Genomic DNA, 4373 nt, shown 5'->3' on the forward strand with positions numbered 1-4373 from the left:
CCCGCACCCAGCCGGTCGACCGCAGCCGCCGGGTACGCGCCACCAGCACCTCGATCCGCTCCAGGTCGGCCGGCGAGGAGACGGACGAGAAGCCGTGCAGCGCGAGGGCGGCCTGCCCGGTGATCACGGCGTCCGGCCCCTGCCGCGGCACGGAGGTCGGCGCGTACTGCCGGCCGGGCGGGGGCTGGCAGCAGCTCCTGCCCGGGATCTTCCTGCTGCACCCGGGCCGCCCGACCGGCGAGGACCGGGTGGAGGCGGCGCTGCTGTACGCCCGCCGGGGCGGGGCCGTGCCGCGGCAGGGGCCGGACGCCGTGATCACCGGGCAGGCCGCCCTCGCGCTGCACGGCTTCTCGTCCGTCTCCTCGCCGGCCGACCTGGAGCGGATCGAGGTGCTGGTGGCGCGTACCCGGCGGCTGCGGTCGACCGGCTGGGTGCGGGTGGTGCGGGCCCAGGAGATGCCCGAGGCGCCGTACCTCTCCGGGGTGCCGGTCGTCCCGGTCGCGCGGGCGCTCGCGGACGCGGTCTCCGGCCTGACCGATCCGGGCCTGGTGCGCCGGCTGCTCACGGAGGCCGTGCGCGGTGGCCACTGCGAACCCGGTGCGGTGGTCCGGGAACTGAACCGGGCGCGGCTGCTGACCCGGCCGCACGTGGTGGACGCCGTGGACTCGCTGCTCGCCGAGGGGCGGGCGGTCGCCGAGGAGCGGCTGTACGCGATGGTGCGGGAGCACGGGCTGCCGGACCCGCTGTGGAACGTGGACCTCCGGCTGCCCGGCGGGCCGCATCTCGGCGGCCTCGACGCGTACTGGCCCGACCAGGCGGTGGCGGTGGAGCTGGACACCCGCGCACCGCGGCAGGACGACGACGCGCTGTGGTCCGAGTACACCCGCAAGCGCGAGCACCTGGAGCGGCTCGGCATCACGGTCGTCCACATCACCCCGCGCAAGCTGCGCGAGGCGCGGGAGCAGCAGGCCACCGTGGTCCGCACGGCGCTGATGGCCGCGACGGACCGGCAGCCGGCCGCCTACGTCGTCGTCCTGCCCCGCTGAGGGCCTACTTCCTCGGGGCCGTGCCGCAGAACTCCGCCTCGACGACGGTCTCGCTGTCGCCCGCCCAGTCGGCGTTGAAGTTCATCGCGAGGGAGTGCTCGCCGTCCCGGGTGACCTGGGCCTGGGACGAGGAGCCGTGGATGCCGCCGCCATGGCCCCAGACCTCCTTGCCGCAGCTCAGCTTGGTCTGCATCAGCCCGAGGCCGTAGCGCAGTCCGGGCAGGCTCGGGTCGGTGGCCACGGTGCGGGTGAGCTCGCGCTGCTCCGCCTTCGGCAGCAGCCGGCCCTTGAGCAGGGCGCGGTAGAACGTCTGCAGGTCGGCGGAGTTCGAGATCATCTCGCCCGCCGCGTACGCGAGGCTGGGGTTGAGTTCGGTGACGTCGTGGACCGGGGTCGCGTCGGGTTCGAAGGAGAGCTTCGAGTAGGCGCGCGAACTCGGCTTCGGCATACCCGCGTCGGTGCCCGGGACGCTGGTGCCGCGCAGCTTGAGCGGCTTCAGGATGCGGCGCTCGACCTCCTCGCCGTAGGGGCGGCCGGTGACCTTCTCGATCACGAGGCCCGCCAGGACGAAGTTGGTGTTGGAGTAGTTCCAGGACGTGCCGGGGGCGAAGTCGGGGGCGTGCGTCATCGCGACGGCGACGAGTTCGCGCGGGGTCCACGTGTCGTAGCGGTTCTCCAGGAACGCGGGTCCGAAGACCTTCTCCTGGAAGCCGGGGTCGGCGGTGACGTTGTAGATGCCGCTGGTGTGGTTGAGCAGCTGGCGGACGGTGATCTTCCGGCCGTCGTGGCCGTGGCCCCGGACCACGCCCGGCAGCCACTTCTCGACCGGGTCGTCGAGGTCGAGGCGGCCCTCGGCCTGGAGCTGGAGGAGGACGGTGGCGACGAAGGTCTTGGTGATGGATCCGACCCGGTAGTGGTCCCGACCCCCGCGCTCGCCGGCCGTGCCGGTCCAGGTCGTACCGCCGACGCGGGCCTGGGCGGTGGCGCCGGGGACGCCGGAGGCGACGGCCGCCCGGAGGGCGTCCCGGGTGGCGAGGTGGTCCTGCCCCTTCGCCGTGCCCGCCGCGGCGGCGGGTGCGGCCAGCGCGGTGGCGGTGAGGGCGGCCACGGCGGTGGCGGCAAGGACGGTACGGGCTGCCGTGCGTGCGGCGGTCATGTGCGGGCTCCCCTGATGTGCGTACGGCGGTCACGGGAGGGGACCCGGGGGCGGGCGGGCCGAGTTGATCGGGTTCACGAGGGTTGAGCGAGTTTCAGCCGTTCGCCGGGTCGGTCAGGCGGGAGCGGCCGATGGGGGGCCGCTCCCGCCACAACTGGAGCCCGATGTCGACGAGTTCGACCCGTTCGAGCGCGGGGACGGCGGCGAGCGGGTGCCAGGCGGCGAGGTCGGTGGAGCCGCCGGTCTCCGGGCGCAGGGCACCGCCGGTGATCCGGACCTCGTAGACGATCCGGAGGCCCTGGAAGTCGCCGGGACCCGCGAGACGGCGCAGCCAGCCGCGGCGGATGGAGTCGATGCCGAGCAGTGCGGTGGGTTCGGCGAGGTACCCGGTCTCCTCCTCGACCTCACGGACGACGGTCTCGACCGGTTCCTCGCCGTGGTCCATGCCCCCGCCGGGCAGGGTCCATCGCCGGGCGCCCTCGCGGTCCACCCAGCGGGCGAGCAGTATCTCGTCGTCCCGGACGCACACGGCGTAGGCCGCCACCCTCAACTCCTGCTTCATGGAGCGAGGTTAAGGGCTGATCCGCCGTCCCCGGCGGACCCACGACGGGACGGGCCCTCAGAACCAGTAGGCCGGATAGGGGCGGCCCGCCGCGCGGGCGCCGGCGAGGCCGAGGGCGACGAGGAGGACGGAGGCGAGCAGGAGCAGCCCGAGGAAGGCCGGAAACGGCGGGTCCTGGAGGGCGACGATGACGGCCGTCGCGGCGGCGGGCGAGTGCGGGGTGCGGGCGACCGCCATCACGCCGAGCGCCAGTCCGCCGGCGACGGCGGCGCCCCAGAGTCCGGGGCCGGCGACGGTGAGGACGGCGAAGCCCGTGAGCGCCGAGAGCAGCTGCCCGCCGACGACGGAGCGGGGTTGCGCCAGGGGCAGCTCGGGCGCTCCGGCGACCAGCGCCATGCTGGCGGCCAGGGGCGGGATGAGGAGCGGCTGGTCGAGGACGCCGCCGACGGCGACGAGGACGAGCAGCGCGGCGACGCTGACCGCGGTGGACAGTGCGACGACCCGCGGGCGGGGGCACAGCAGCGGCCGGCGGGGTGCCGCTCGGCGTGATGGCGGTCGCCCGCACCCCGCACTCGCCCGCCGCCGCGACGGCCGTCATCGTCGCCCTCCAGGACCCGCCGTTTCCGGCCTTCCTCGGGCTGCTCCTGCTCGCCTCCGTCCTCCTCGTCGCCCTCGGCCTCGCCGGCGCCCGCGCGGCGGGTTGGCCGGGGAGTACTCGGGGGCCGACCAGCGCAGCGGGCTGGCCGACGGGGTCTCGACGACCCGGTCGACACGGAAGCGGGTGGTGCGGCCCTCGGGGTCGTACGCGGTGGTCGCGACGCCGGTCAGCTGGAGCGTGGTGCCGTTCCGCCAGTCGGTGAAGAGCAGGCCGGCCCGGCCGTCGGACTCCAGGTTGCCGAGCGTCAGGAACATCGCGTTGCCGGGGTAGTCCTGCCAGCTCAGCTCGGTGGGCGAGTCGACGCTGACGAAGCCCGGGTTGCCGCCCCGGTGGCTCGCGTCGACGCCGTCGGGGGCCGTGGTGGCGACGAAGAAGGTGTCGGCGGCGCGGACCAGGCGTTCCTGGTCGGGGTCGAGCGCCCCGCCGTGCCGCGCGGCACCGGCCGGGGTGCCGGTGTCGGGCGCGTACAGCTCCCGCTTCTGCAGGTACTTCGGGCAGTTGGAGAAGACCTGCTCCGCCTCGACGACGAGACCGCGCGGACTGGGCCGGGCGATCCCGTTGAGCCGCATCCGGCGGCGGGTGCGCGGGTCGAGGGCGATCGTGCCGACCGGGGTGCCGGTGGGGGTCACGGCCCCGGCCAGCGGATCGCGGTCCGGCACGCCCCCGGCGACGGAGACGGTGTGCGGACCCGTCGCCCGGACGAATCCGGGGGTGCCGGTCAGCAGCGTGCTCCACACCCGCCCGTCGGCGTCCGCCGCCCCGAGCACCAGCATCGGCTGGGCCTCCAGGAAGGCGGCGGCGACGGGCCGGATGCCGGGGCCGATGGAGCGGCCGACGTGCGCGGCGAGGTCGCGGACGCCGAGGCGCCGCTGCACGGCGAGGGAGCCGGAGTGGAAGGCGTTCACGGAGTCCACGGGAGATCCTTTCCGGGGCCGGCCGGGGGGCCGGGAG

The 4373-nt window shown here is 75.3% G+C and carries 5 protein-coding genes and 1 pseudogene; 2 read left to right on the forward strand and 4 right to left on the reverse strand.

Annotated elements, in window-relative coordinates:
• Positions 1-119 precede the first annotated feature (119 nt).
• Entirely contained in the window at positions 120-1046 is a 927-nt protein-coding gene (locus EAO71_RS21290; RefSeq protein ID WP_147979429.1) for a hypothetical protein, read from the forward strand.
• 4 nt (positions 1047-1050) lie between these two features.
• On the opposite strand, the gene EAO71_RS21295 is transcribed toward EAO71_RS21290, so the two are convergent.
• From EAO71_RS21295 to EAO71_RS21305, 3 genes are all read right to left on the reverse strand, one after another.
• Positions 1051-2202, reverse strand: a complete 1152-nt coding sequence (locus tag EAO71_RS21295; protein WP_147979430.1) for a serine hydrolase domain-containing protein — start codon at positions 2200-2202, stop codon at positions 1051-1053.
• A 94-nt stretch (positions 2203-2296) separates the two neighbouring features.
• Positions 2297-2764: an NUDIX hydrolase gene (locus EAO71_RS21300; RefSeq protein ID WP_147979431.1), complete on the reverse strand. Its 468-nt coding sequence runs from the start codon at positions 2762-2764 to the stop codon at positions 2297-2299.
• A gap of 57 nt (positions 2765-2821) precedes the next feature.
• On the reverse strand, positions 2822-3286 hold the full coding sequence (locus EAO71_RS21305; protein WP_147979432.1) for an HPP family protein: 465 nt from the start codon (positions 3284-3286) through the stop codon (positions 2822-2824).
• A 26-nt stretch (positions 3287-3312) separates the two neighbouring features.
• On the opposite strand from EAO71_RS21305, the pseudogene EAO71_RS40305 reads away from it, so the two are divergent.
• Positions 3313-3396 (forward strand): annotated as a pseudogene (locus EAO71_RS40305) (HPP family protein); the annotation flags it as partial.
• On the opposite strand, the gene EAO71_RS21315 reads toward EAO71_RS40305, so the two are convergent.
• Positions 3359-4327 (reverse strand): pyridoxamine 5'-phosphate oxidase family protein, encoded by a 969-nt coding sequence (locus tag EAO71_RS21315; RefSeq protein WP_147979433.1) that lies wholly within the window; start codon positions 4325-4327, stop codon positions 3359-3361. The pseudogene EAO71_RS40305 and the gene EAO71_RS21315 sit on opposite strands and share 38 nt — an antisense overlap.
• Positions 4328-4373: the final 46 nt, after the last annotated feature.

It is taken from the genome of Streptomyces sp. MS191 (genome assembly GCF_008042125.1).
Classification (GTDB): Bacteria; Actinomycetota; Actinomycetes; order Streptomycetales; family Streptomycetaceae; genus Streptomyces.

Excerpts from the sequence above, each read along its gene's own strand:
- EAO71_RS21295 (WP_147979430.1), bottom strand. The coding sequence starts at position 2,202 with ATGACCGCCGCACGCACGGCAGCCCGTACCGTCCTTGCCGCCACCGCC.
- EAO71_RS21300 (WP_147979431.1), bottom strand. The coding sequence starts at position 2,764 with ATGAAGCAGGAGTTGAGGGTGGCGGCCTACGCCGTGTGCGTCCGGGAC.